Annotated in this window: 3 protein-coding genes and 1 pseudogene; 1 reads left to right on the top strand and 3 read right to left on the bottom strand. The window is 62.2% G+C overall.

The features are described 5' to 3' along the window. The 3 genes from EN964_RS34580 to erpA form a co-directional block, all read right to left on the bottom strand. The coding region (locus EN964_RS34580) for an exodeoxyribonuclease III (protein ID WP_206528814.1) at positions 1-336 on the bottom strand (336 nt) is incomplete at its 3' end. A gap of 17 nt (positions 337-353) precedes the next feature. Further along, positions 354-749 (bottom strand): VOC family protein, encoded by a 396-nt coding sequence (locus EN964_RS34575; RefSeq protein WP_127270658.1) that lies wholly within the window; start codon positions 747-749, stop codon positions 354-356. 1 nt (position 750) lies between these two features. Then, positions 751-1,098: an iron-sulfur cluster insertion protein ErpA gene (erpA, locus tag EN964_RS34570; protein ID WP_127270656.1), complete on the bottom strand. Its 348-nt coding sequence runs from the start codon at positions 1,096-1,098 to the stop codon at positions 751-753. A 90-nt stretch (positions 1,099-1,188) separates the two neighbouring features. Here erpA and EN964_RS34565 point away from each other — a divergent pair. After that, positions 1,189-1,411 (top strand): annotated as a pseudogene (locus EN964_RS34565) (deoxyguanosinetriphosphate triphosphohydrolase); the annotation flags it as partial.

The raw sequence follows: 1,411 nt of genomic DNA, 5'->3' as shown, positions 1-1,411 counted from the left end.
GTTCGGCAGATAGAGCGAGGCGACGCGCAAGGCGCCCTTGTCGGTCGAGAAAACGCCTTCGATGAAACGCGCCTGTTCATCGGCATCGTCGCCGGGCAGGCCCCGGATGACTTCGTCGAAGCGCAGCTTCGACAACAGGGCCACGCCGTTGAAACCCTTCTGGCCATGGGTTTCGACATTGTAGCCAAGCGCCTCGATCTCGGCGCGCGGGAATTGCTCGTCGACGGTCTTGATCTCCTGCAGGCAGACGATGTCGGGTGCGCTCTCGGTCAGCCAATGGGTGAGATTGCCAATGCGGGCGCGGACACCGTTGATGTTCCAGGTGACGATTTTCATGGCGGTCTCGATGCTATTCAGTTGGATTCTTGCGGCGGATGGCGTTCGACGAGGCCAATCGTATTGCCAGCCGGGTCCTTTAGGAAGGCCATCCATTCGCTTTCCCCCGCTGGACCGAACTGGCCCTCCGTGTCGCGATGGACAAGTGTTGGCGGCGCGGTGAAGGGTACGCCTGCCGCGACCGCAGAGGCATGGAAGTCGTCGAGGCCGGATATGTCGAGATAGACGGTTCCGGCCGGTATGCCGTCAGTGAACAGCAGCCTGATATCGCCGGCCATGATGAAGGCGATGCCCGGCGGATCGAAGCGCGCATGAACCGCCATGCCGAGCACGTCGCGCCAGAAAGCCAGCGTGGTGTCGAGATCACGGCCAGCCGACAGCGCGATCTGACGGATCGCACTAATGGCAGGCATTCTATATGGAGAAACTCGTGCCGCAGCCGCAGGAGGCGACGGCGTTCGGATTGCGGATCTGGAACGACTGGCCCATCAGATCGTCGACGAAATCGATCACAGAGCCGCCCATATAGACCAGCGACAGGTCGTCGATCAGCACGGTGGCGCCGTCCTTCTCGATGGCGACGTCGTCGTCGTTGCGCGTATCGACCAGGTCGAACTTGTAGGAGAAGCCCGAGCAGCCGCCGCCTTCGACCGACACGCGCAGCGCCGTCTTGCCGGCCTCGTTCGAGACAATCCTGGCGATCCGCCTGGCGGCGGCCTCGGTCATATCGACTTTCATGGCAGTCTTGGCATCAGCGCCCATGGGCGTCACCTTGCTTTCGGTTTCACATGATAGGTATGAAGCGCGAGGGGCCAAGTCAACCTGGCTAAGTCAACTGCGGCAGCATCAGCCATGACCAACGAGTTGGGCGACATCGGATTCGGCTATCGGCCGCGCGCCGCCTATGCCTGCGATCCGGCAAAGTCGCGCGGGCGGCTGTTCGACGAGGTGGAAAGCCCGACCCGCACGCCATTCCAGCGTGACCGTGACCGCATCATCCATTCGACGGCCTTCCGGCGGCTCAAGCACAAGACGCAGGTCTTCATCGCGCATGAAGGCGACCACTATCGCGCCC

It is taken from the genome of Mesorhizobium sp. M7A.F.Ca.CA.001.10.2.1 (genome assembly GCF_003998575.1).
In the GTDB taxonomy this organism is placed as follows: Bacteria; Pseudomonadota; Alphaproteobacteria; order Rhizobiales; family Rhizobiaceae; genus Mesorhizobium.
Note: the sequence above shows the minus strand (reverse complement) of the source record. Positions and strands in the feature narration are given on the sequence as shown.